This window comes from Sphingomonas sp. CBMAI 2297 (genome assembly GCF_029870595.1).
In the GTDB taxonomy this organism is placed as follows: Bacteria; Pseudomonadota; Alphaproteobacteria; order Sphingomonadales; family Sphingomonadaceae; genus Sphingomonas.
The window spans coordinates 404990-424258 of record NZ_JAPDIR010000003.1 but is presented as its reverse complement, the minus strand read 5'-3'; the positions used below and the strand labels follow the sequence as shown (position 1 = coordinate 424258).

Annotated in this window: 23 protein-coding genes; 8 read left to right on the top strand and 15 right to left on the bottom strand. The window is 68.9% G+C overall.

All coding sequences use genetic code 11. From position 1 onward, the window contains the following. On the bottom strand, positions 1 to 1042 hold a 1042-nt coding region (locus OMP43_RS06940; protein WP_280278995.1), incomplete at its 3' end, for an ABC transporter transmembrane domain-containing protein. Positions 1043 to 1316: 274 nt separating this feature from the next. On the opposite strand from OMP43_RS06940, the gene phaZ reads away from it, so the two are divergent. Continuing rightward, positions 1317 to 2564: a polyhydroxyalkanoate depolymerase gene (gene phaZ, locus OMP43_RS06935; RefSeq protein WP_280278994.1), complete on the top strand. Its 1248-nt coding sequence runs from the start codon at positions 1317 to 1319 to the stop codon at positions 2562 to 2564. Positions 2565 to 2802: 238 nt separating this feature from the next. Here the strand turns inward: phaZ and OMP43_RS06930 are convergent, their stop codons facing one another. Both OMP43_RS06930 and OMP43_RS06925 read right to left on the bottom strand, forming a co-directional pair. Then, on the bottom strand, positions 2803 to 3177 hold the full coding sequence (locus tag OMP43_RS06930; protein WP_280278993.1) for a YkvA family protein: 375 nt from the start codon (positions 3175 to 3177) through the stop codon (positions 2803 to 2805). Between the two features lie 77 nt (positions 3178 to 3254). After that, the gene (locus tag OMP43_RS06925; RefSeq protein ID WP_280278992.1) at positions 3255 to 4205 is read right to left on the bottom strand and encodes an ROK family protein; all 951 of its coding nucleotides are present in this window, start codon (positions 4203 to 4205) and stop codon (positions 3255 to 3257) included. A 241-nt stretch (positions 4206 to 4446) separates the two neighbouring features. On the opposite strand from OMP43_RS06925, the gene OMP43_RS06920 reads away from it, so the two are divergent. Together OMP43_RS06920 and OMP43_RS06915 are read left to right on the top strand one after the other, a co-directional pair. Continuing rightward, positions 4447 to 4926: a hypothetical protein gene (locus OMP43_RS06920; RefSeq protein WP_280278991.1), complete on the top strand. Its 480-nt coding sequence runs from the start codon at positions 4447 to 4449 to the stop codon at positions 4924 to 4926. A 57-nt stretch (positions 4927 to 4983) separates the two neighbouring features. Further along, positions 4984 to 5115: a hypothetical protein gene (locus OMP43_RS06915; RefSeq protein WP_280278990.1), complete on the top strand. Its 132-nt coding sequence runs from the start codon at positions 4984 to 4986 to the stop codon at positions 5113 to 5115. Between the two features lie 277 nt (positions 5116 to 5392). On the opposite strand, the gene OMP43_RS06910 is transcribed toward OMP43_RS06915, so the two are convergent. The 9 genes from OMP43_RS06910 to OMP43_RS06870 all read right to left on the bottom strand — a co-directional run bounded on the left by OMP43_RS06910 (position 5393) and on the right by OMP43_RS06870 (position 12994). Beyond that, positions 5393 to 6571: an acetyl-CoA C-acyltransferase gene (locus OMP43_RS06910; protein ID WP_280278989.1), complete on the bottom strand. Its 1179-nt coding sequence runs from the start codon at positions 6569 to 6571 to the stop codon at positions 5393 to 5395. A 14-nt stretch (positions 6572 to 6585) separates the two neighbouring features. Then, entirely contained in the window at positions 6586 to 7137 is a 552-nt protein-coding gene (locus OMP43_RS06905) for a carboxymuconolactone decarboxylase family protein (protein WP_280278988.1), read from the bottom strand. Next, a complete protein-coding gene (locus OMP43_RS06900; RefSeq protein WP_280278987.1) occupies positions 7134 to 7589 on the bottom strand; it encodes a MaoC family dehydratase in 456 nt (151 codons plus the stop codon). Before OMP43_RS06900 ends, OMP43_RS06905 begins: the two co-directional genes overlap by 4 nt. Before the next feature lie 185 nt (positions 7590 to 7774). Further along, positions 7775 to 8152 carry a VOC family protein gene (locus OMP43_RS06895; protein ID WP_280278986.1) on the bottom strand — a complete coding sequence of 126 codons (378 nt, stop codon included), beginning with the start codon at positions 8150 to 8152 and terminating at the stop codon, positions 7775 to 7777. Between the two features lie 35 nt (positions 8153 to 8187). Beyond that, on the bottom strand, positions 8188 to 9336 hold the full coding sequence (locus OMP43_RS06890; RefSeq protein WP_280278985.1) for a mechanosensitive ion channel domain-containing protein: 1149 nt from the start codon (positions 9334 to 9336) through the stop codon (positions 8188 to 8190). Next, positions 9333 to 10352 carry a DNA topoisomerase IB gene (locus OMP43_RS06885; protein ID WP_280278984.1) on the bottom strand — a complete coding sequence of 340 codons (1020 nt, stop codon included), beginning with the start codon at positions 10350 to 10352 and terminating at the stop codon, positions 9333 to 9335. Before OMP43_RS06885 ends, OMP43_RS06890 begins: the two co-directional genes overlap by 4 nt. Positions 10353 to 10411: 59 nt before the next feature. Continuing rightward, positions 10412 to 11500: an acyltransferase gene (locus OMP43_RS06880; protein ID WP_280278983.1), complete on the bottom strand. Its 1089-nt coding sequence runs from the start codon at positions 11498 to 11500 to the stop codon at positions 10412 to 10414. Further along, on the bottom strand, positions 11497 to 12849 hold the full coding sequence (locus OMP43_RS06875; protein ID WP_280278982.1) for a putative O-glycosylation ligase, exosortase A system-associated: 1353 nt from the start codon (positions 12847 to 12849) through the stop codon (positions 11497 to 11499). The genes OMP43_RS06880 and OMP43_RS06875 overlap by 4 nt, the downstream gene beginning before the upstream one ends. Next, a complete protein-coding gene (locus tag OMP43_RS06870) occupies positions 12842 to 12994 on the bottom strand; it encodes a hypothetical protein (protein WP_171012629.1) in 153 nt (50 codons plus the stop codon). Before OMP43_RS06870 ends, OMP43_RS06875 begins: the two co-directional genes overlap by 8 nt. 87 nt (positions 12995 to 13081) lie before the next feature. Here OMP43_RS06870 and OMP43_RS06865 point away from each other — a divergent pair, with 87 nt between their 5' ends. Then, positions 13082 to 14326, top strand: a complete 1245-nt coding sequence (locus OMP43_RS06865) for a TIGR04063 family PEP-CTERM/XrtA system glycosyltransferase (RefSeq protein WP_280278981.1) — start codon at positions 13082 to 13084, stop codon at positions 14324 to 14326. Continuing rightward, positions 14323 to 15423 carry a hypothetical protein gene (locus OMP43_RS06860; protein ID WP_280278980.1) on the top strand — a complete coding sequence of 367 codons (1101 nt, stop codon included), beginning with the start codon at positions 14323 to 14325 and terminating at the stop codon, positions 15421 to 15423. The genes OMP43_RS06865 and OMP43_RS06860 overlap by 4 nt, the downstream gene beginning before the upstream one ends. Before the next feature lie 66 nt (positions 15424 to 15489). Here the strand turns inward: OMP43_RS06860 and OMP43_RS06855 are convergent, their stop codons facing one another. Beyond that, positions 15490 to 15807 carry a hypothetical protein gene (locus OMP43_RS06855; protein WP_280278979.1) on the bottom strand — a complete coding sequence of 106 codons (318 nt, stop codon included), beginning with the start codon at positions 15805 to 15807 and terminating at the stop codon, positions 15490 to 15492. Beyond that, positions 15804 to 16001 carry a hypothetical protein gene (locus tag OMP43_RS06850; RefSeq protein WP_280278978.1) on the bottom strand — a complete coding sequence of 66 codons (198 nt, stop codon included), beginning with the start codon at positions 15999 to 16001 and terminating at the stop codon, positions 15804 to 15806. Before OMP43_RS06850 ends, OMP43_RS06855 begins: the two co-directional genes overlap by 4 nt. Positions 16002 to 16095: 94 nt before the next feature. On the opposite strand from OMP43_RS06850, the gene OMP43_RS06845 reads away from it, so the two are divergent. Continuing rightward, entirely contained in the window at positions 16096 to 16716 is a 621-nt protein-coding gene (locus tag OMP43_RS06845) for a S24 family peptidase (protein WP_280278977.1), read from the top strand. Between the two features lie 136 nt (positions 16717 to 16852). On the opposite strand, the gene OMP43_RS06840 is transcribed toward OMP43_RS06845, so the two are convergent. Beyond that, positions 16853 to 17038 carry a hypothetical protein gene (locus OMP43_RS06840; RefSeq protein WP_280278976.1) on the bottom strand — a complete coding sequence of 62 codons (186 nt, stop codon included), beginning with the start codon at positions 17036 to 17038 and terminating at the stop codon, positions 16853 to 16855. A gap of 159 nt (positions 17039 to 17197) precedes the next feature. Here OMP43_RS06840 and OMP43_RS06835 point away from each other — a divergent pair, with 159 nt between their 5' ends. Both OMP43_RS06835 and OMP43_RS06830 read left to right on the top strand, forming a co-directional pair. Beyond that, positions 17198 to 17410, top strand: a complete 213-nt coding sequence (locus OMP43_RS06835; RefSeq protein ID WP_280279000.1) for a hypothetical protein — start codon at positions 17198 to 17200, stop codon at positions 17408 to 17410. 76 nt (positions 17411 to 17486) lie between these two features. Beyond that, positions 17487 to 19259 (top strand): SLC13 family permease, encoded by a 1773-nt coding sequence (locus tag OMP43_RS06830; RefSeq protein ID WP_280278975.1) that lies wholly within the window; start codon positions 17487 to 17489, stop codon positions 19257 to 19259. Positions 19260 to 19269: the final 10 nt, after the last annotated feature.

Here is a 19269-nt window from a genome sequence, read left to right as displayed (position 1 = left end):
CGGGGCTGGCGGGGGCCGCGATGTCGGGCTCCTGGTGGAGCAGCTCGGCAAGGCGGCTGGCCGCGCCCGAGGCGCGCAGCAGGTCGCCATAGACTTCGGTGAGCGCGCCGAACGAGCCGGTGACGAGGCCCGCGGTGAGCACGAACGCCATGATCGATCCGCCCGAGAGCCGGCCGGCGGCGACATCGGCCACCGCGGCCCATACGATCAGCGTGATCGCCGTGAACAGCGAGCCGATCACCAGCGCCGTCATGATCGCGCGCAGGCCGAAGCGGCGCTTGCCCGCCTCGAAGGTGCGGGTGACGGCACCCTGGAAGCGCTCGGCCTCGCGCTGCTCCTGCCCGAAGGCCTGGACGATGCGCATCGCGCCCAGCGTCTCGGAAGCGATCGCGCCGACATCGGCCACCCGGTCCTGGCTGGTGCGCGAGAATTGCCGCACCCGGCTGCCCAGCCAGACGATCGGCAGGATGGTGACCGGGATGCCGACGACGAGATAGGCGGCGATCTTGGGCGCGAGCGCGAAGAGATAGATGACGCCGCCCACGCCGGTGAGCAGGTTCCTGAGCGCGATCGAGACGGTGGAGCCGACCACCTGCTCGACGATCGCGGTGTCCGCGGTGAGGCGCGAGGCGATCTCGGACGGGCGGTTCTCCTCGAACCATTTGGGCGGGAGGCGGAGCAGGTTGCGATGCACCGCCATGCGCAGGTCCGCGACGGTGCGCTCGGCCAGCCAGGAGACGAAATAGAAGCGGACCGCGGTGAACGCCGCGAGCGCCACCACGACGAGCAGCAGCCCCTGGAAATAGATGCCGATCCGGCTGGTGTCCGCCCCGGCGGCGAAGCCATGGTCGACGATCTTCTGGAAGGTGCGGGGGATCAGCAGCGTCGTCAGCGACGAGCCAATCAGCGCGACGATCGCGACCAGCAGCTGGAGCGGGTAGCGCCGCGTGAAGCCCCACACGACCAGGAGATTGGAGATCTTGCGCCGCTGCGGCCCATCGGAGGCGGGGAGCGCGGGCGCAGGCGGGACGGGTTCGGCCATGCGCGGCGGACTAGCGCGATTGGAGAGAGAGGGGAACCGTCCTTTGCCGGGACGGGGCGGCCGGATATCCACAGGAATTCCGGAACGGCCAGTTCGTCGTGCATACAGAGGGGGTTAGCCGGATGTCGGCCGGGATTTCGTGGTTGCGGTATGGGCGCGGGGCATCGTTCCGTCGCATTACGGCCTCGCCCGGCGTTGCGCCGCAGCACGGCTCGCCTATAACGCTAACATAGCCGCCGCCGTTTTTGGGGAGGGGGACGGCGGAAGGGACGCAATGCTGTACGACGCTTATGAGATTCAGCGCTCGCTTCTCGCAGGTGCGAGCGCGCTGGCCAATTTTTCCGCCGGTCTGCTGAACAACCCCGCCAATCCGTTCGCCTATTTCGGCGGCGGGCCGGTGCTGGCCTCGGCGCTCGAGGTGTTCGCGCATGCCTCCGCGCCGCGCGGCAAGCCGGAATTCGGGCTCGATCGCACGGTGATCGACGGCCGGCAGGTCGCCGTCCATGAGGAAGTGGTGCTGCGCAAGCCGTTCGGCCAGCTCAAGCGCTTCGTGCGCACCACCGAAGATGGCGCGCGCGTGGAGGGCAGCCCCAAGCTGCTGATCGTCGCGCCGATGTCCGGCCATTATGCCACGCTGCTGCGCGGCACGGTCGAGCGGATGCTGCCGGTGGCGGACGTCTACATCACCGACTGGCGCGACGCGAAGCTGGTGTCGCTGGCGGCCGGCCGCTTCGACCTCGACGACTATATCGATTATCTGGTCGAGTTCCTCGCCTTTATCGGCAAGGACGGCGATCCGCGGCCGCACGTGCTGGCGGTGTGCCAGCCCTCGGTACCGGCCTATGCCGCGGTGGCGGTGATGAGCGCCGACGCGCATCCGAACCGCCCGGCGACGCTCACCATGATGGGCGGCCCGATCGACACGCGCGAAGCGCCGACCGCGGTGAACACGCTCGCCACCGAGCGGCCGTTCAGCTGGTTCGAGCAGAACGTCATCGCGACCGTGCCGATGAGCTATGCCGGCGCGGGGCGGAAGGTCTATCCGGGCTTCCTGCAGCTCGCGGGCTTCATGACGATGAACCTCGGCAACCACATGATCTCGCACTGGGAGATGTTCAAGCATCTCGTCCAGGGCGACGACGAGAGCGCCGAGGCGACGATGAAGTTCTACGAGGAGTATCGCTCGGTCTGCGACATGACCGCGGAATTCTACCTCCAGACGATCGACACGGTGTTCCAGGCGCATGCGCTGCCCCGGGGTACGATGACGCATCGCGGGCGCAAGGTGGATCCGGCGGCGATCCGCGACGTGGCGATCCTCGCGATCGAGGGCGAGAAGGACGATATCTCGGGCATCGGCCAGACCAGGGCGGCGCTGACCATCGCGACCGCGCTGCCCGAGGAGATGAAGCATTATCATCTCGCCGAGGGCGTGGGCCATTACGGCATCTTCAACGGCTCCAAGTGGCGCAACCGCATCGCGCCGATCCTGGAGCAGTGGATGACGGCGCATTCCGCCTAGAGCCTGGGGCCGCCCGCAATCGACAGGCACCGTCATCCCCGCGCAGGCGGGGATTGAGGGCGAAGGGCAAGAACGGCGAGGCTCGCTTTGCCGTTTCCGGCAAGCATCCGCGTGATCGCTTCGGTCGCGCCGCGCTGCCCTGGATCCCCGCCCGCGCGGGGATGACGGTTGAAGGGATAGCGGGGATGACGCGGTTTGCTGATTGAGTCGCCAACCCGGGGCTAGGGGCGACGCTTGCCTAGTTATACTCGCTGGTCGCGACCACGCTCCAGATCAGCCACGCCACGCTCGCCCAGATCGCCAGGATGATCAGCACCCCGGGCCAGCTCACCGGCCGCTGCGTCTCGATCTCGGCGCGGGCGCGGTGCTCGGCGAGGAGCGCGGGCGGGATCAGCTTCTCGAACAGCCAGACGCCGATCGGAATGACGATCGCATCGTCGACAAGGCCGAGGACGGGGATGAAATCCGGGATCAGGTCGATCGGCGACAGCGCATAGGCGGCGACCAGCACGCCCACCAGCTTGGCGATCAACGGTGTGCGCGGATCGCGCACCGCGAACCAGATGGCGTGCGCTTCGGTGCGGATGCGGTGCGCTAGCGAGGGGCCGGTCATGGGGATGGGGTGGCTCGGGCGACCCCCAGCGTCAAGCGCCATCCGTCACGCGGGGCAAGCTCGCGGGGCGGGCGGCGTCAGGCATTGCCATAGGCCGCCGCCGCACCGATCAGCTCGAGATCGTTGCGATTGACCAGCGCCACCGGGACTTCGGCCAGCTGGCGGCGGAACACGGCCTTGCTCTCCATCCGGCGACGGAAGCCGGGGTCCATGAGATGGGGGTGGAGGGCGCGGCTGATCGCGCCGGTGAGATAGATGCCGTCCCAGGCCCCGAACGCGAGCGCGAGATCCCCGGCAAAGGCGCCGAGATGCTCGACGAACATGCGGACCACGGCTGCCGCGACCGGATCACGCGCGGCGCCGCGCGTGACGTCCTCGGGCGAAGCCACCTTGGTGCCCCCCGACAACGCCGCATAGGCGAGGCACAGTCCAGGTGCGCTGACCAGCGCCTCCACGTCGAGCGCATGGCCGCGCGCGCGGCAGAATTCGGCGAACTTGCGCTCGTCCGCCGTCTCGGGCGCGAAAGCGATGTGACCGGCTTCGCTCTGCACCGGGACGAGCCGCCCGCCCGTGCTGATCAGCGCGGCGACGCCAAGCCCGGTGCCGGTGCCGATCACCACATAATTGCCGTCGGGCTCGACGGCGCGGGGCGGGGGACCGTGCAGCGCGGTGAAGGCGCTGGGCGGCAGGGTGGTGAGCGCCAGCGCATTGGCGGCGCATTCGTTGAGCGCGCGGGGCGGCGCGCGCAGCACCGCCTCGACGCCGGAGAGCGAGATATACCAGCGGCTGCCGGTCAGGTTGATCAGGTCGCCGCGCGCCGCGCCGGCCACCGCCAGCACGCTCGGCAACCGCGCATCCTGCAGGCCAAGCCCGCTGAGATAGGAAACCAGGGCGCTGGTGAAGGTCGGATGCTCGCTGGTCGAGAAGCGGCGGATGTCGCGCGGTGCCGGCCCGGCTTCGCCGCCGGTCAGCCCGAATCGCACCGACTGGCGGCCGATATCGGCCACCAACGCCAAGTCCTCGCCCATGGGCGCACCCCCTGTCCTGTCGGCCCCGCTTTGCGAGGTCCGGATGCCGCTATCGATAGCCGTTGCCGCATGAGCAACAAGATTACGATTGGCAGCGTTGTCAGAGCGTAAAACGAACAGGGCCGCCCTTGCAAGCGGCTTTGTTACAGCCGGATTTAAATCGTTACATGGGAGTTACAGCGGGACTGCGCGTCGACCTTCGGCATATCCTCTCGCCGGATCTACCATGGGAGAGAGATGGATGAAGGCGTTTTTCGCGATTCTGCTGGCGGCCGGCCTGAGCCATGCCGCGCCTGCCCTGGCCCAGCAGGCGCCGCCATCGCCTCTGCTCGGCAGCTGGGCGGTCGATCTCGAGCGCCTGCCCATGCCGCCCGAGGCGCGGCCGAAGAGCGTGACGATCACCTATGGCGCGCTGGCCGACGGCCGGTGGCATACCCGGGTCGACATCATCGGCAAGGATTATGAGAACCATACGGCCGGCACCTATACGCCCGACGGCACGCCCTATGTGGTGGAGGGCAGCCCGGAAGCCGATATCGCCGCGGTCAAGCTGCCGGCGCCCAATGTGCTGGTGATGGTGCTCGGCAAGGGCGGCGTTCCCGCCTCGACGCGGATCTACACGGTCGCGCCGGATGGGAAGACCATGATCGAGACCGCCGGCTATATCGGCGCGGACGGCAAGCCGGTGATGCGGACGAACTATTTCACGCGGGTTCGGTAGACGCGTCCGTTACGGGCCAGGCTCCCGGCACATGATCGATCCGGATGTAGGTTCGGCGTGGCGGCAATCCTGCCGCCGCTACAGAAAGGTGAACCTATGTCATTCGCCGATCTGTGCCTGTTTCTGGGCGTGCTGTTCGCCTTTGCGACCTTGATCGTGAAGGTGATCGAGATGGCTCGAAAGAAATAGGTGCACGGGCGGGGCTCGAGCTGACACTCGGGGCCCAAACGTTTGAGCCCCGGTTGCTGACACAACCGGGGCTCACAGAAAGGCGCCTATGTCATCGCCTGCCGCCTGGATAGCATGGCGGGCGTTGACCTTCAATGAAGGGCGGCCTGCCAGCCGGGCCCCGAACGATTTGGGCCCCGGTCGCTGGCACGACCGGGGCCCATATCAACGGGACGAACCCAATGACGCTTGCAACACCTCTATAGCATTGCAGGTGCCCTTCTTCAACGAAGGGCGATCACAGCACCTCGAACAGGCCGGCCGCGCCCATGCCGCCGCCGATGCACATGGTGACGACGACATATTTCGCGCCGCGGCGCTTGCCTTCGATCAGCGCATGGCCGGTCATGCGGGCGCCCGACATGCCATAGGGATGGCCGATCGAAATCGCGCCGCCATTGACGTTGAGCAGCTCGTTCGGGATGCCCAGCTGATCCTGGCAATACAGCACCTGCACCGCGAATGCCTCGTTCAGCTCCCACAGGCCGATATCGTCCATCTTGAGGTTGTAGCGCTCGAGCAGCTTCGGGATCGCGAAGACCGGGCCGATGCCCATCTCGTCCGGCTTGGTGCCGGCGACGGCCATGCCGACATAGCGGCCGAGCGGCGTGAGGCCGCGCTTCTCCGCCACCTTCTCCTCCATCAGCACGCTGGCCGAGGACCCGTCCGACAGCTGCGAGGCGTTGCCGGCGGTGACGGTGCCGTTCGGCAGCACCGGCTGGAGCGACTGCAGGCCCTCGAGCGTGGTCTCGGGGCGGTTGCCCTCGTCCTTGGCGAGCGTGATCTCCTTCTGGGAGACTTCCTTGGTTTCCTTGTTGACGACGTTCATCGTCGCGGTGACCGGCACGATCTCGTCGTCGAACTTGCCCGCGGCCTGCGCGGCGGCGGTGCGCTGCTGCGACTGGAGGGCATAGGCGTCGCAGCGGTCGCGGCCGATGCCGTAGCGGGCGGCGACCACTTCGGCGGTCTGCAGCATCGGCATGTAGATGTCGCCATGCATCGCGAGCAGCTCGCGATCGGGCTCGACGCGCATCTGCGGGGTCTGGACCAGGCTGATCGATTCGACGCCGCCGCCGATGGCGATGTCCATATTGTCGACGATGATCTCCTTCGCGGCCGTCGCGATCGCCATCAGGCCCGAGGCGCACTGGCGATCGACCGACATGCCGGCGACGGTGACGGGCAGGCCGGCACGCAGCAGCGCGGTGCGGGCGATGTTGCCGGCCTGGCTGCCCTGCTGGAGCGCGGCGCCGAACACCACGTCCTGGACTTCCGCCGGATCGATGCCGGCGCGCTCGACCGCGGCCTTGATCGAATGCGCGCCGAGCGTCGGCGCCGGCGTGGCGTTGAACGCGCCGCGATAGGCGCGGCCGATGCCGGTACGGGCGGTGGAGACGATGACTGCGGAGCGAGGCATGGACTTATTCTCCTTCAGGCGGCGGGAAAGCGTGCCGCTTGGGTTTCGAGTGGAAGATCGAACGCGCCGCAGATGAGCGCCACGCCGTGGTAGAAGGCAACGAGCTGGACGATTTCGAACGCCTGCTCGTCGCTGAAATGTGCCTTGAGGCCGGCCCAGGCGTCGTCGCCCAGCCGGCGCTCGTCGAGCAAGGCGTCGACCGTGGCGAGGAGCACGCGCTCCTCCGGGCTCCATGTCGCGGCGTCGGCGGGGCCGTGCACGGTGGCGTGGAGCTGCGCCGCGTCCACCGCCACGGCCGGCGCGAAAATCGCCGCATGGACGCCCCATTCATATTCGCAGCCGCACCGCGCCGTCGTGCGGTGGATGACGATCTCGCGCTGCCGCAGCGAGAGCGGGCTATCGCGGTCGAGCAGCGAGCCGGCCGAGAATTTCGTCCAGGCGCGCTCCGACTTCGCCAGCGTGGTGAACAGCCGCAGCGGTTCGGCGCCGCGCATCAGCGCCTGCATCTGGGCATCGAACGCGGGCGGGAACGGCCTTTCGAGGGGAGCGATGCGCGCGCCGCTCATACATACACCAGCGCGATCCACTCGGCGATCAGCGCGGGCTTCGCCTCGCCTTCGACCTCGAGCGCATATTCCTGGACCTGTTCCCAGACGCCGGGCTTGCGCTCGGTGAACTTCAGCAGCTTGAAACGGCCGCGGACGCGCTTGCCCGAGCGTACCGGCTGCATGAAACGGACTTTGTTGCCGCCATAATTGACGCCCATCTTCGCGCCCGCGATCGCCGGCGCATCGGTGCGCGCGGCGAGCATCGGCATCAGCGAGAGCGTGAGGAAGCCATGGGCAATCGTGCCGCCGAACGGCGTCTGTGCGGCGCGGACGGGATCGACATGGATGAACTGGTGGTCGCCGGTCGCCTCGGCGAACTGGTCGATCATCGCCTGGGTGACTTCCACCCAGTCGGAAACGCGTTCGGTGCCAATGCTCTCGGCCATCTGCTGCACGGTGATCGTCGCCAAGATAGCAGTCCTCTCGCCCTGTTCTGCGCCCATCTAGTGGCGAGGCAGTGGCTCCCGCAAGCCTCGGCCGACCGGAAATTTGAAATTCACGGCTTACGTAGCGTCCGGCTAGGCACGTAACACGGCGACGGCGCGGCGATTGTGCAAACCCGATATTCGAAAGTCGATGTTTCCGAGTCGGGCCGTCACCCGCCGCTGTTGGCGTGGAGGATGTTGCCGTCGGGATCCCTGAACCAGATCGCGCGGAAATCGCCGAGGATGTGGACGCCGTCCTCCACCCGCTCGAAGCCGCCCGGATATTCCTCCAGCCTTACGCCCTTGGCGCGAAGATCGGCGGCGATCGCCTCCAGGTCGTCATGCACGTCGAAGACCACGGCATTGGCCTGGTTGGTGCCGGCGAAGTCGCTGCGATAGACGTTGAGCAGCGTGGCGCCGGTGCGGAGCAGGAACACCTCGCCATGATCCGCGACCAGCGGCAGGCCGAGCGTCCCGGTATAGAAGGCCCTGGCGATGGCGATGTCCCGGCAGGGGAGGATCGCGTGGCTGCTATGGTCCTTGAGCATGGATCTTCACTCCAGATTGTCACCGGCGCGGGCGCTCAGGCCTTGGCTTCCTCCGGATAGGGCAGGATGAACCTGCCGCTGGGATCGGCGGTATAGCTGGTCTGGGTCGGGTAGGGGATCGAGATGCCCTCGGCGGCGAACCGGCGCAGGATCGCGAACATGATCTTGTCGCGCACGATCTGGGCGTGCGGCACGTCGTCGCCCTCGACGTCGAACTCGATCACGAAATCGATCGAGCTGGCGCCGAAGCCTTCGGTGCTGGCGCGCGAGAGCGTGCCGCCGGCCTGCTCGACGATCTCCCGGAACATCGCCGGCAGCGCCTCGAGCTTCTCCACGGGAGTTTCATAGGCGACGCCGATCGGCAGCTTGGTGCGGGTGTGGTGGCGCAGCGAGAGATTCTCGATCAGCTTGTCGAGCAGCTGCTTGTTCGAGAAGACCAGCTCCTCGCCGATGAAGGAGCGGATGCGCGTGCTCATCAGGCCGATCGACACGACGGTGCCGCTGTTGCGATCGAAGCGGATCTTGTCGCCGACGCGGAAGGGGCGGTCGAAGATGATGGTCAATGCCGCGAAGAGATTGGCGAAGATGCCCTGGGCGGCGAGACCGATGGCGATGCCGCCGACGCCGAGGCCGGCGATCAGGCCGGTGACGTTGACGCCCAGATTGCCGAGCACCATCACGGTTGCGATCGCGAAGAGCACCACGGTGATCAGGATGCGGATGATGCCGAGCGCGCTGGCCAGGCCGGAGCCATGATAATTGTCGGCGCTGGTCCTGTTCTCGATCGCGCCGAAGATCAGCTCGCGCAGCCAGATCGCGCACTGGAAAGCGGCAGAGATGGTGAAGAGGAATTCGACCGTGCTCTCGACCATGCGCGGGGGGCCGGCATAGCCGGTGACCAGCCGGATCGAGGCCATGAGGATGAAGAAATTGCCGGTCTTGGCGACCGCGCGGCCGATGACGGCGTACCAGCTGGCCACGCCCTCGCCCTTCTTGCACACCCGCGCGCCCCAGCCCTTGATCGCCTGGAGCAGGAAGAACACCGCGATGGCGATGCCGGTGGCGATCAGGATCTGGAGCCAGTGCGACTGGGCCCATGTCCAGCTGTCGGTGGCGAAGACCTCGGCCTGGATCTGGAGGTCCTCGCTCTGCGGGAAGCCGGTGGCGGTGCGATTGATGATCATGCGGCCTTTCGGGGCTGGTTATGTGCGGCCTCGCGCTCGAGATAGGCGATGAGGCCGCGTTCGTAACGATTGAGCCAGCGCGTGGCGCGGGGCAAGTGGAGACCGGCGCGCCACGCCGCCTGCGCCTCGCGATCCTTGGCGAGATCGACCAGCGCGGGGTGGACATAGGATTTGCGGGCGATGGCGGGCGTGTTGCCCAGCGCCTCGGTCACCGGCTCGAGCATCGCCTTGAGGCCGAGATGCTCGCGCGCGCCGGCCAATGCGCGGAAGGCGAGCACGCTGGCGCCCCAGGTGCGGAAATGCTTGGCGGTGAAATCCTCGGCCATGGCCGCACGGATATAGGCATTGACGTCGGTCGAGGTGACCGGGTGCGCTTCCCCCGCCTCGTCGAGCCAGCGGAACAGGTGCTGCCCGGGCAGGTCCTGGCATTTCCGGACGAAGCGGCTGAGCGAGCCGTCGGTGATCGTCAGCACTCGCAGCTTGCCCGACTTGGCGCGGAACTGGAGGCGGAGCGTGCGGCCCTTCACCCGGGCATGGCGCTTGCGGAGCGTGGTGGCGCCGAAGCTCTTGTTCGCCTGGACATATTGCTCGTTGCCCACGCGGATGCTGCCGAGATCGAGCAGGCGGACCACGGCGGCGATCGCCTTCTCCCGGCACAGGCCGCGCAGGCCGAGATCGTGCGCCACCCGGGCGCGGAGCCTGGCCAGATGCGCGCCGAAATCGGCGCAGCGATCATATTTGGCGGCCTCCTGCGCCTCGCGGAAGGCGGCGTGGTAGCGATATTGCTTGCGGCCCTTCTCGTCATGGCCGGTCGCCTGGATATGGCCGTGCGGATCCGGGCAGAACCAGGCATCCGCATAGGCCGGGGGCAGGCCGATCGCGTTCAGCCGGTCGATCGTGTCGCGATCGCCGATGCGCTTGCCGTCGCTGTCCCGATAGCCCCAGCCATGGCGCACCTTGCGCCGGGTGATGCCGGGCTGCTGGTCGTCGACATAGACGATCTCGGGTTCGGGCATGGTCCTCCTCGCGATGCCCGGGTCAATGCGCGGCCTTTCGCTTCGTTCCGGAGGCGGGCCTAGGGCAGCGCCCGTTTCGGCGCGCCCCGGGGAAGCCGGGCGGCGTTCACCCAGCGCTGCGCCGGCCGCTCGACCAGATGGTAGAGCGCGATCGAGGCGAGCAGCACGAGCAGCAGGAAGCCGCCGACCAGCGGCCAGGGCACCGCATGCTCGTTCTCGACAAAGGCGAGCTTGAACGCGAACCAGAGGAGATAATGGGAGAGATAGGTCGCGTAGCTGATCTCGCCCAGATAATGGATCCAGCCCGCCTCGAGCGGATTGCCGCGGCGCGCGGCGGTGAGCCCCAGCGCCAGCAGCAGCGCGGCGAAGGTGGCGGGCGCGGCCAAGGTCTCGGGCAGGCCCAGCGCCCAGCCGGCCGCGAAGGCGAGGGCGAGCGCGGCGGCGGCCAGCGCGGGCGCGCGCCACCGTTCGCGCCAGCGCAGCCAGAGCGCGGCGATCGCGGTGCCGGCGGCGAACTCGATCACGCAGCGGACCAGGCCGAGGCTGGTGATCTCCTGGCCGAGCGCCCAGGCGCCGCGGCTGGCGAAGATCGCGTGGAGCAGGCCGAGCAGCGCGGCGATGGCGGCGATCACCGCCCAGCCGGGCACGCGCCGCCAGTCGATCGCAAGGGCGAGCAGCGGGAAGAGCAGATAGGCGGCCAGCTCGCACGAGATCGACCAGGCCGGATCGTTCCAGGTCAGATGCCCGGTGAAGCCCCAGTTCTGGAGCAGCAGCACGTGGAGCGGCAGCTCGTGCCAGGGGAATTGGTCGCTGCCCCGCCCGGTGAGCTCCAGCGCCGCCGCGATCGCCACGCCGACCCCGAGCATGAACAGGTGCAGCGGCCAGACCCGGGCGACTCGCCGCCGCAGGAAGCCCGGCACCGCGGCCGGCCCGCCGGCGCGGATGCGCTCGCTCCACGTCATCCAGATGACGAAGCCGGAGAGCAGGAAGAAGAAGTCGACCGCCAGATAGCCCTTGGCGAGCAGGTGCAGCTCCGGATCGGGCAGGCCCAATGCGAAGCGGATGTGGAAGAACACCACGAACCAGGCCGCGATGCCGCGGACGCTGGTCAGGGCCCTGAGTTCCCTCCTGGCTTGCCCGTCCTTCATGCCAGCGCCGGCCTTGCCTTGCGCAGCGGCCGCCAGCTCGCTTCCTCGCGCTTGCGGGCCATATAGGTGTCGAGTCCGATCTGGGCGCCGATCAGCATGTAGACAAAGGGCTGGAAGGCGATGGCGATGAAGGTGGCTCCCAGCATGTAGACGATGTGCGCGGTCTGCAGCGCCGAGGCGAGCGGCGCGACCCATTCCTGCCCCGGCTCGGGCTTGCGATAGCGCTGGCGCAGCACTTCCATGCGGAAGATGCCGAGCAGGTTGATCGTCAGCCACAGCGCCAGGCCGGGATAGCCCTGTTCGCCGAGCATCTCGAAATAGGCGCTGTGATAGGCGCGGGCCTTGTCCACCTCCAGGCTGCGGTCGACGGTGGCCTGGCCGGCGCCGTCGCTCTCCACGGCGACCTTCTCGTAGCGGATATGGTTCTGGCGATAGGCCTCGAACCCGCCGCCCAGCGGATGGGTCTTGGCATAGTCCATCGTCCATTGCCACACGGCGAGGCGGGTGGAGGCCGAGGCATCCGCCTTGTAGGTCTTGATCGTGCCCATGCGCTCGGTGAAGGCCGAGGGCAGGAAGGGCACGGCGACGAGGCCGAGACAGCCCAGCGCGGCCAGATAGACGAACTTGCGCCTGGTGTCGCGGAGCATCAGCAGCGCGACCAGGCCGATGCAGAGCAGGCCGGTGCGCGTCGAGGTGCCGATCGGGATCAGCAGGCAGGCGAAGATGAGGGCGATGCAGAAGCCCTTCACTTTCCAGTCGGGCGGGAAAATGGTTCCAAACCGCATGAACCAGACGATCAGCGGGATGATCGCGATCGCGACGGTAGAGATGGTGGAGCCTTCGTACAGGCCCGAATTGTTGGCGACCATCAGGTTCAGCTCGCCATAGCCGCCGCCCGAGCCGAGCGTCTTGATCCCGCCGACGATGATGATCGACGCGGCGGAGAGGATCATGAACAGCAACAGGCTCTCGATGCGCAGCTTGGTGCGCAGGGTCAGCGGCAGGAAGGCGGCGAAGGCGAGCGCCTTCCAGACCCAGTCCCATTTGTCCAGGGCCTCGACTTTGAAGTCGGCGTTCTTGGTGGTGTAGAAGCAATAGGCGAGCAGCAGGACGATCATCAGCTGGCGCGGCGCGACCCGCACGTCGCGCTTGTCGTCGATCGCCAGCCAGCCGAGCACCGACAGGCCCACCGCGATCAGCGAGATCGGCACCGAGTTGAGCAGGAGATAGGTGAGCCGCTGCGGCGAGACGATGTCGATATAGGCGTAGACGAGCACGAAGAGGAACGGCTTGCGGAAGCCCATCCCGAAAAAGGCCAGCAGGAAGGCGACGAAGACGAGATCACGCACCGGGCTTGCCCCATCGGCTGGGCTTGGCCTTGGACGGCTGGTCGCCGGGGCCGGGTTCGTGGTCGAGATCGGGGCGGCGCAGCAGCAGGAAGGCCGCGAGCAGCATCAGCCCGTGCGAGATCGCGAGCGATAGATTGTCGATCATGTGCCCGTCGGCGCTCCTGCTTCGAAGCGCCGGTGTAGCGGGATGCGGTTGACGCGGCGTTAAGTGCTCCTGTGCCAATGCGCGGCCATGCGGATCCTCCACATCCTCGATCACGGCCTGCCGCTGCACAGCGGCTATACGTTCCGGACCCGCGCGATCCTGAAGGCGCAGATGGCACGGGGCTGGGAAGTCGCCGCGGTGACCAGCCCGCGCCACGGCAAGTTCGATACCGACGAGGAGACGATCGACGGCATCCGCTTCTACCGGACGCCGCGAGTGAATTCCGGGCCGCCGGTGATCGGCGAGCTGCGCGAGGTTGCGGCGTTCGCGCGGCGGATCGAAGCGGTGGCGCGCCGGTGGCGGCCGGACGTGCTGCACGCCCATTCGCCGGTGCTGGGCGCGATGGCGGCGCAGCGCGTGGCCGACCGGCTCGGCCTGCCGCTGGTCTATGAGATCCGTGCCTTTTGGGAAGACGCGGCCGTGGGCAACGGCACCGGGACGGAGGGCAGCTGGAAATACCGGGCGATCCGCTGGCTGGAAACCAGGGCGGTGCGCCGGGCCGATGCCGTGGCGGTGATCTGCGAGGGGTTGAAGAACGACCTGGTCGCCCGGGGCGGGATCGATCCGGGCAAGATCCTGATCTCGCCCAACGGCGTCGACCTGGGGCTGTTCGGCGAACCCCTGGCGTATGACCGGGCGCTGGCCGGGGAGCTGGGGATCGAGGGCGCCGAGACGATCGGCTTCATCGGCAGCTTCTACGACTATGAGGGGCTCGACGTGCTGATCGACGCGATGCCCGCATTGGTCGCCGCGCGGCCGAAGCTGCACCTGGTGCTGGTCGGCGGCGGGCCGTGCGACGCGGCGCTGACGGCGCAGGCGGCGGCCTCGCCGGTCGCCGATCGCATCCATTTCGTCGGCCGGGTGCCGCACCAGCAGGTCGAGCGTTACTACAGCGTGATCGACGTGCTGGTCTATCCGCGCAAGCATATGCGCCTCACCGACCTGGTGACGCCGCTGAAGCCGCTCGAGGCGATGGCGCAGCGCCGGCTGGTCGCGGCATCGGACGTGGGCGGGCATCGCGAGCTGATCCGCGACGGCGATACCGGCACGCTGTTCCGGCCCGACGATCCCGCGGCGCTCGCCCAGGCCGTGGCCCGGCTCTTCGCCGAGCGCGACGGATGGGACGCGCGGCGCGCGCGCGGCCGCGCCTTTGTCGAGGCGGAGCGCAGCTGGGCGATCAATGTCGGCCGTTATGACTCCGTTTACCAAAGACTCGCCAAGATCGGGGCCATGGAAGACTCGTGGTCGCACACGCCCATGGTGAGCGCATGAACCTGCCGCTGGCGCCGTTGATCGCCGCGGTCGCGGGGGGGCTCGCCGCGCTTGGCGTGGCGATGATCCCCGTGCCCGCGCTCGAGGCGCTGGTGATGGATTCCGGTCTTCCCGCCATCCTCGCCGCGGCCGAGCCGCCGCTGGGCACCACTGCCCGCCTTGCGGTGGCGCTGGGCACCGGGGCGTTCGTAGGCGCGTTCATGTGGCTCTCCGCCTTCATCCTGCTCGGCTCGCGCGGGCTGACCATCGGCGAGGCGGAAGACGTCGCGCTCGACCCGGAAGAGGTGCCGCTGCCGGTGCTCCGCCGCGCCGATGCGCATCCCGACGCGCCGCCGCGCCCGCCGCTGCTCGCCACCCGCGACCTGGGCCGGCCGTTCCTCGAGATCCGTGCCGCCGTGCCCGCGCCGGCCGAGCCCGAGGACGAGCATATCGATTTCGACGCGATCTTCCCGCCGCGCGCGATCACGCCGCCCAAGGCGCCGGAGCCGGTGGTGCAGGCGCCCGGGCCCGCCGCCGCGGCCCCGGTGCCGCCGCCGGTGATGGCCACCGCGCCCGCGCCCGTGATCGCGGCGCCGGAAGTTTCCGAAGTCTACGCCACGGAGGCCCCAATTCCCGCTCCCGAGCCGGCCGCCGCGGCGCCGGAAGGTCCCGAAAGTCGCGACATCCACGCGCGCGGCTTCCAGCCGCTCGCCGAGCAGGACCTGCCGGCCGATTTCGACCAGCCGCTCTCGGCCTTCGATCCGCAGGCGATTCCGGCCGTGCCCAAGCCCGCGCCGGTGCCGCTCGCCCCGCTGCGCCGCACGCCGCGCCCGTCGATCTTCGACGAGAGCGAGCGGTTCGAGATCTTCGAGCTGACCCCGGCGGTGCGCCGCCACGTGCCGGAACCCGCCGCCGAAGCCCCGATGCCGCCGCTCCCGCGCGAGCGGATCGCCCGGCCGGAGACCGACGCGTCGATCCATGCGCTGCTCGAGCGGCTGGAGCGCGGCGTGGCCGACAAGGGCCTGGCGCCCGCGGCCCAGCCGCAGCCGAAGCAGCAGGAGCGCGGGCTGGAAGAGGCGCTGGTCACGCTGCGCAACCTGGCCCGCCGGACGGCCTGATACCGCGCCGGATCGTCTCTTTCGTCATCCCTGCTTTCGCGGGGAGGACATATGCTGGGTGAACGCTCACCGCCCTTCCTCCACCGTCAGCACCTCGAGCGAGACCGTCACCCGATCGCCCGCGCGGCGGACATGCTCGACTGCCAGGTCCGCCACCAGATGGCCGCGCAGGCGCAGCTCCGCATCGGGCAGCCCGGCGATCCAGGCATCGAGCGCCCCCGAGGGCGGGGCGGCGAGCGCGAGGAGGTGGCGCGCGCCGGTGAAGGTGGCGCTGGCCCAGCGCGTCCAGTCCGATTCGACCAGCACGACCGGGCAGCCCGCCGCCTCCGCGCTCGCCTCCAGCGCGCGGCGGAGCATGGTTTCCGCATCGGGGCCTCGGCTCATTGCCCGGCCTCGCGCCGCGGGGGCTGCTGGGCGGCCAGGAACGCCTCGACCCGCGCGATGACGCGCGGGCCGGGTTCCCGGCCGCGGCGCAGGTCGAGCACGAAGCGCGGATCGCGCACTGCCAGCCGGCCGAACTTGGTGGGCGGCATGTCCGTCGCCCGAAGGAACTTCTCGATCTTGCGATGTACCGACATCCGCCTGTCTCCCGTCCGATTCGCTCAAGATCGTTCCTAATTTGTTCTCCATTTCCTACTTGTCTAGGAAAAATCCTACGAGTATGGAGACACTATGGGACCGGAGGCGCAACGAGCCGCGCTGGCGGCGCTGGTGGCGGAGAATGGCGCGAGCCTTTCCGAGCTTTCGCGGCTGCTCGGGCGCAACCTGGCCTATCTCCAGCAATATCTGGTGCGCGGCACGCCGCGGCTGCTGGCGGAGGCGGATCGCGCGTTGCTCGCGCGTTATTTCGGGGTGGCGGAAGCGCGGCTGGGCGGGCCCGAGATGGCGGGGATGGTCGCGGTGGCGCGGCTCGACGTCGGCGCTTCGGCCGGCCCCGGCGGCCTGGTGGAGGGCGAGGCGCGGCGGCGGCCGGGGAGCTTCGCGCCCGAATTGCTGCGCGCGCTGGGCGTGCGCGCCGAGGCCGCGTCGATGATCCGGGTGAAGGGCGATTCGATGGCGCCGACGCTGGAGGACGGCGACGAGATACTGGTGGACCGCGACCGCCGCCGGATCGAGGGGCGGGGCGGGGTGTTCGTGATCCGGCTCGACGGCGAACTGATGGTGAAGCGGCTGCGCGCCGGCGTGGGCGGGATCGAAGTGATCTCGGACAATCCGGCCTGGGAAGCGCGGATCGTGCCGGCGGCGCTGGTCGACGTGGTGGGGCGGGTGGCCTGGCTGGGCCGGGCGATCTGATCCACTCCGGATCCTTTCCGGCGGGGGCGTTTATCCCGCCGGGCCAAAACCCCTCCGCCGTCCCCGCCTGCACGCGGGCGGCGAAGTAGATCGGGATGACGCATGCGATCGAAGCCCGATCGGCTTCAATCCCGGTTCACCGCCCCGTCCGCATCCGATCGACCAGCCACACCAGGACCAGCAGCGCGATGCCGATGCCCAGGCCGACGACGAAGCCGAACGAGGCCTCGCCGCGGGCGATGCCGGCGAACACGCCGACGATCAGGCTGAGCGCGAGCAGGAAGCCGCCGGCCATCGGCGTCTTGGAGGGGGTCTTGGTCATGACCGCTCCTCTGCCACGTCCCGGGCCGGGACGCCACCTGTGCCGAACCGGGGCAGGCGATACGGCGTTTCCGGCATGGTTAGCGGAAATTCAGCATCGCATGGCGCGCGAAGCGGGGCGTTCCGCGAAACTGGCACGATGCGTGAGTCTCGTGCGCGCATGGACATGATGCCTTATCTCGGCGATCGCTGCGAAATCGCCGACGCCAACGAACTCATCGCCCGGTTCGGCGAGCTTGCCGGCAGCGAGGCGGCGGCGCTTGCCGATCGCAGCCGCGACCTTGGCAACCACATCCATTTCTGCCGCTGGCGCCAGATCGAGCGGCTGATCGTGCTGATGTCGGTCGGCCGCGCGGTGGGGACGGTGCACTGAGGGCATTCCCCTCCCTGGAAGGGAGAGGGGATGAAAGGGCACGGACCCGAAACCATCGCGCGGCGTTCCTTGCGCAATGAACGCGCCCCAATTGCTTTCCGTCGGCGTGCTCGCCGGCATGATGCTGCTCTTCATCTGGGGGCGTTTCCGCTACGACATGGTCGCGGTGATCGCGCTGCTCGCCGCGCTGGCGCTGGGCATCGTCAGCCCCAAACAGGCCTTTACCGGCTTTTCCGACGACATCGTGATCATCGTCGCCAGCGCGCTCGTGCTCTCGGGCGCGGTGCAGCGCTCGGGCGTGATCGAGCGCGCGATGCTGGTGCTGCAGCGGCGAGTGACGCGGATCCGCTCGCAGCTGCTGCTGCTCTGCGCCTCGGTCGGCTTCACCTCGGCCCTGGTCAAGAATATCGGGGCGCTGGCGATGATGATGCCGGTTGCCTTCCAGATGGCGAAGCGCTCGAACACCTCGCCCGCCGCCTATCTGATGCCGATGTCCTTCGCCTCGCTGCTCGGCGGGCTGATCACGCTGATCGGCACTTCGCCCAATATCATCGTCAGCCGGGTGCGCGAGGAGATGATCGGGCAGCCCTTCGGCATGTTCGACTATGCGCCGGTCGGGCTGGGGCTGACGCTGATGGGGCTGGTCTTCCTGCGCTTCGCCTATCGGCTGCTGCCGCGCGACCGCCGGGCCGCGCCGACCCTGGGCGAGGCGATCGACATCCAGGACTATGTGACCGAGGCGGAGATTCCCGCCGGATCGCCGGCGGTGGACGAGACCGTCGCCGCCTTTCGCGCGCGTCATGACCAGGAAGTGACGGTCACCGCGATCCTGCGCGCCGGCATCCGCGCGACGCCCTTCCCCGACACGGCGCTGCGGGCCGAGGACCGGCTGATTCTCACCGGCGCGCCCGACAGCCTGGAGCGCGTGATCGCCGGCGACCGGCTGGAGCTGGAGGGCTCGCAGCGCGAGCGGCCGGAGGGCGCCGAGGGCGAGGTGGGGGTGATCGAGGCGGTGATCGGCACCGACAGCCCGCTGATCGGGCGCAGCGCCGGGCGGCTGGGCCTGCACGAGCGCTTCGGGGTGAACCTGATCGCGGTGTCGCGCCAGGGCGAGCGGCTGGCGAGCGGGCTGGGCGCGATCGTGCTGCAGGCGGGCGATGTGATCGTGCTGCAGGGCCCGCTCGAGCTGCTGTTCGAACGGCTGGGCGAGCTGGGCTGCCTGCCGCTTGCCCAGCGGGCGCTGCGGCTGGGCAGCGCCCGCAAGGGGCTGCTGCCGGTCGCCATCCTGGCCGCGGCGATGGCGGCGACCGCGCTCGGCTATGTGCCGGTGGCGGTGGCCTTTTTCGCGGCCGCCGGGCTCACCATCCTGCTCGGCGCGCTGCCGGTGCGCGAGGCGTACGACCATATCGAATGGCCGATCCTGGTGATGCTGGGCGCGCTGATCCCGGTCTCCGATTCGCTGCGGACCACGGGGGCGAGCCGGATCATCGGCGACTGGCTGGGGCAGCTCGCCGCGACGCTGCCGCCCTGGGGCGCGGTGGCGCTGATCCTGGCGGCGGCGATGGCGGTGACGCCCTTCCTCAACAACGCCGCGACCGTGCTGGTGATGGCGCCGATCGCGGCGACCTTCGCGGGGCAGCTCGGCTATCGCCCCGAGGCGTTCCTGATGGCGACCGCGGTGGGCGCGGGCTGCGACTTCCTCACCCCGATCGGCCATCAGTGCAACACGCTGGTGATGGGGCCGGGGGGCTATCGGTTCGGCGACTATGCCCGGCTGGGCGCGCCGCTTTCGGTGTTGGTGCTGGTGGTGGGGACGCCGCTGATCCTATGGGTATGGCCGGTATTCTGACGGGAGTCGC

Excerpts from the sequence above, each read along its gene's own strand:
- phaZ (WP_280278994.1), top strand. The coding sequence starts at position 1,317 with ATGCTGTACGACGCTTATGAGATTCAGCGCTCGCTTCTCGCAGGTGCG.
- OMP43_RS06930 (WP_280278993.1), bottom strand. The coding sequence starts at position 3,177 with ATGACCGGCCCCTCGCTAGCGCACCGCATCCGCACCGAAGCGCACGCC.
- OMP43_RS06925 (WP_280278992.1), bottom strand. The coding sequence starts at position 4,205 with ATGGGCGAGGACTTGGCGTTGGTGGCCGATATCGGCCGCCAGTCGGTG.
- OMP43_RS06920 (WP_280278991.1), top strand. The coding sequence starts at position 4,447 with ATGAAGGCGTTTTTCGCGATTCTGCTGGCGGCCGGCCTGAGCCATGCC.
- OMP43_RS06910 (WP_280278989.1), bottom strand. The coding sequence starts at position 6,571 with ATGCCTCGCTCCGCAGTCATCGTCTCCACCGCCCGTACCGGCATCGGC.
- OMP43_RS06905 (WP_280278988.1), bottom strand. The coding sequence starts at position 7,137 with ATGAGCGGCGCGCGCATCGCTCCCCTCGAAAGGCCGTTCCCGCCCGCG.
- OMP43_RS06895 (WP_280278986.1), bottom strand. The coding sequence starts at position 8,152 with ATGCTCAAGGACCATAGCAGCCACGCGATCCTCCCCTGCCGGGACATC.
- OMP43_RS06890 (WP_280278985.1), bottom strand. The coding sequence starts at position 9,336 with ATGATCATCAATCGCACCGCCACCGGCTTCCCGCAGAGCGAGGACCTC.
- OMP43_RS06885 (WP_280278984.1), bottom strand. The coding sequence starts at position 10,352 with ATGCCCGAACCCGAGATCGTCTATGTCGACGACCAGCAGCCCGGCATC.
- OMP43_RS06880 (WP_280278983.1), bottom strand. The coding sequence starts at position 11,500 with ATGAAGGACGGGCAAGCCAGGAGGGAACTCAGGGCCCTGACCAGCGTC.
- OMP43_RS06870 (WP_171012629.1), bottom strand. The coding sequence starts at position 12,994 with ATGATCGACAATCTATCGCTCGCGATCTCGCACGGGCTGATGCTGCTC.
- OMP43_RS06865 (WP_280278981.1), top strand. The coding sequence starts at position 13,082 with ATGCGGATCCTCCACATCCTCGATCACGGCCTGCCGCTGCACAGCGGC.
- OMP43_RS06860 (WP_280278980.1), top strand. The coding sequence starts at position 14,323 with ATGAACCTGCCGCTGGCGCCGTTGATCGCCGCGGTCGCGGGGGGGCTC.
- OMP43_RS06855 (WP_280278979.1), bottom strand. The coding sequence starts at position 15,807 with ATGAGCCGAGGCCCCGATGCGGAAACCATGCTCCGCCGCGCGCTGGAG.
- OMP43_RS06850 (WP_280278978.1), bottom strand. The coding sequence starts at position 16,001 with ATGTCGGTACATCGCAAGATCGAGAAGTTCCTTCGGGCGACGGACATG.
- OMP43_RS06845 (WP_280278977.1), top strand. The coding sequence starts at position 16,096 with ATGGGACCGGAGGCGCAACGAGCCGCGCTGGCGGCGCTGGTGGCGGAG.
- OMP43_RS06840 (WP_280278976.1), bottom strand. The coding sequence starts at position 17,038 with ATGACCAAGACCCCCTCCAAGACGCCGATGGCCGGCGGCTTCCTGCTC.
- OMP43_RS06835 (WP_280279000.1), top strand. The coding sequence starts at position 17,198 with ATGGACATGATGCCTTATCTCGGCGATCGCTGCGAAATCGCCGACGCC.
- OMP43_RS06830 (WP_280278975.1), top strand. The coding sequence starts at position 17,487 with ATGAACGCGCCCCAATTGCTTTCCGTCGGCGTGCTCGCCGGCATGATG.